The organism is Arthrobacter bambusae, from assembly GCF_022606295.1.
Classification (GTDB): domain Bacteria; phylum Actinomycetota; class Actinomycetes; order Actinomycetales; family Micrococcaceae; genus Arthrobacter; species Arthrobacter bambusae_A.
In genome coordinates this window covers 1-2998 of the sequence record NZ_JAHHZS010000082.1, presented here as the reverse complement: position 1 = coordinate 2998, position 2998 = coordinate 1, and the positions used below count along the sequence as shown (strand labels likewise).

The window sequence follows — 2998 nt, the reverse complement described above, 5'->3', positions numbered from 1 at the left end:
CAATCAAGCTTCGTCATCCTGCGGACATCGTAGGACTTGCGATGCGTGCCGGGGTTGCGGCAGCGAGCAGTGAGCGTGGCTACAAGCTCCTATGCGACGAGCCGGACCTCACAGGGGACATTCTCGACAGCGCAACAATAGATGAAATACGGGCTGCCCGCATGTTTCCCAGTGACTGGCCGGGAGCTGTGTTTGGAGCTGAATCGGTAATGCTGGCGATGAAAACCGATCGACAAGGTGATGCTCGGAATCGACTGCGGGCCGCGGTGCACGCGTTGCACGCGTGGGTCCCAGCGCAAGCGGAATCAAATGGCTCAAATGTCGAGCCCAAAAACGTTGCAAACATTGCGCTGGCGGCCCTGTACCTGCACGGAGAACAATCAGCGGCGCGATTCTTGGAGGGCTGGCGTCCACCTCGCTGGATCTTAGAGCCGGCGGCGCTTCTAACAGCAACGCTCTTGGCCCGAGGCGAGCAGGATAGGGTGATGCAGCTCGGCGTAGCATCCCAAACGGCAGCCCTCAGCGTCGCGGTCGCGGCCGAATCTCAGCGACTTGGCGTTCCAATGACCCGTGAGCACGCGCAGCGCGCTTGGCAGACATTGCGGGAAAAGCACATCGATATCGATTCCAACGAGTACGCACTACAGAATGCCACGGACATGATCTTTCGCGGCGTCTCTTGGATTTCGGCATGGGCAGTGCGCTACGCCGTCGCGGCACCGGAGGAAGCGATTTCGCTGCTGAACAGGTATCTTCCCACCGAACCGCCAAACGACTTGGGCGACGTCCATGGGCGCAAGCGTGCCGGCATGCTTCATGCTTACGCAGTGTGCGCGCACCTACGTGAGCAACCGCTCTCTCTTCCGGACCTGCAACCAACGAACGATACGGTCGAACGTCGCGGGGACGGCAAGAATCAGAAGAACAGCAAGCACAACTCCAGCAGCTTCTCCCGTGGCTTAACGAATGGGCGAACTGGAGCTTAGGCAGCGTTAAAGCTAGCGCGATTGATACGTTGATTGGCACCTATCCGAACAAGCGCTCAGGCTACCGGGACCCTGTTCTCCTTCGCCGGATAGCCGGGCCCATCGCCGCTCAATTAGCACGCGACACCCGCGAAGAAACTGTTGCAGATCGATTCCGTGAAATCCTGCGAAACGCCAACGACCATTCAGGGCTATACGGTGCAGCCGAAATGATCTCCTGCTTGCGCGGGGACGACCGCTTCGTTGATGCTGCTTATGCCTGCGCCAGTGCAGCGGCCGTTGCGTCCGAGCGAGAACACCAGTCTGCAGACCAGATGGCGGATGACCTGGTTCGCATAGCGCGATCGATCTTCGCCTATGACTGTCTAGAAGCGCGGCTTTACTTCGAGCGCGCGGTCACGGTCGTGTCCCGTGTGGGTGATGACGGGTGGCAACGCTGGAGGTCGATTGTCTCGATTGGACGCGAAGCCGCAGTCGAAGACGAGAGCGAGGCGTTCGTGTTGGCAGCACACCTTGCGTACGTATCAGAAAGGATAAAACCCTACCTGGACGACGGCTTCGAAGAGGGGGAACTGATCCTGACAGTCCGACAAATCGCTGGCCCCAGATCCTTGGGGTTGCTTGGCCAGTGGCGCGATCGGCGGTTTGGGTCTTTGGACTGGCTTCTCCACTCACTTTCCGAGGAACAAGATGGTTTGTTTCAGCCAGCGCCTCATCTGTCGATGGCTTTGGCCTCGTTTAGCGAACGTATATCCATAGGTCCGCAACTGACCCTGCTTCAGGACCGCCGCGAACTCACCGACAGTAGATTCATTGCTATTCGCGATTTGGTGCGGGCACGTGGCTCGGAGCTCCACGCTGAAGACACTGATGCCAGTGTTGCCGCCCGCTTCGGGCTGGACTCCAAGGACACCTCCGAGACCCGGAGCGAACATTATGAATCCAGTTTTTCTAACGACAATGGCGCCTACCTGGCATCACAGGCAATTAAACTCGCGGGGCTGCGAGAACGCCTGCACGAGCTCAACCTCTCTGCGCAAGAAGGCATATCGCATGCTGCAGAAGCAATCGCGGATGCCAACCACGGGAGCGAGATTCTTCCGCTCATCGAAGCGATGATGGAGCGGCCCGTCAGCCATTGGGCGGCAGTGACTCATGCCTTCCGTGAATGTGATGAGTTCACGGCATGGCAGAGAGCGTCCTTCCTTCAGCATGCCTTACAGATACCGTCGAACAGCCAAGCATTTCGTGGAGCCCTCCGTGCACTCGCCAACGACTTTCTCGCTGAGAATGGCACAACCATCATGTCGGGATACGGATTTGGAATCGATCTGGAAGAGCTCGCTGCTCTCCTGGGAACAAACGTGCGCGGCGTTTCCATGCTTGCGCTCGAGGCAACGGATGCAACGATCGTCGTCTCGTCTGCGGAGTCCTGCTACCGCCTTGCGGGTGCAGTTGCATCCCTCCTGACCCCACAGGAGGCAGTCTCCTCACTCACCTCGGCGCTCACTGACCTGGAACAGGCCCTAGAGACTGAACCGTGGTCAACGGAGGGCCTTGAAATCCCTACCTCCTCGGATATCCACTCCGCTACCGCTGCCTTTCTCTGGTCCGCGCTGGCAGATCCGCGGGCTACTATTCGCTGGAGGGCTGCACACGCAGTGCGATTCCTCTTCGAGTACGGCGATCAAACTTTGATTGATGCCCTTTGCGAGTTCTCCCGTGGCGATGCGCCCATAGGCTACGCCGACCAGAGGTTTACCTTCTATCGAATGCACGCCGTGGAAATGCTGCTGGTTGCCGCCGAACGTGCTTGCGTCTCACATCCAGGGAACGTCGTTTCAGTACTGCCAACAATCAAGAGGCTGCAGGCAGAATACCCGGATCATGTACGGATGCAGCGTTGCTGCGCCCAGATCGGCATTCGTACTGGCGATAACGAACTAGCTGATCAAGCCACGATCACTCCGAAGCCAATTGAAGTACTCTCCCGCTATGAACGCGCTGGTGCG

General features: G+C 58.5%; 2 protein-coding genes. Both read left to right on the top strand.

Translation table 11 applies throughout. The annotated features are described in order from the left end of the window. Window positions 1-986: hypothetical protein (locus KNN17_RS22125; RefSeq protein WP_241711049.1), on the top strand; the 986-nt coding region annotated here is incomplete at its 5' end. Window positions 987-1015: 29 nt separating this feature from the next. Next, the coding region (locus KNN17_RS22120; protein WP_241711047.1) for a hypothetical protein at window positions 1016-2998 on the top strand (1983 nt) is incomplete at its 3' end.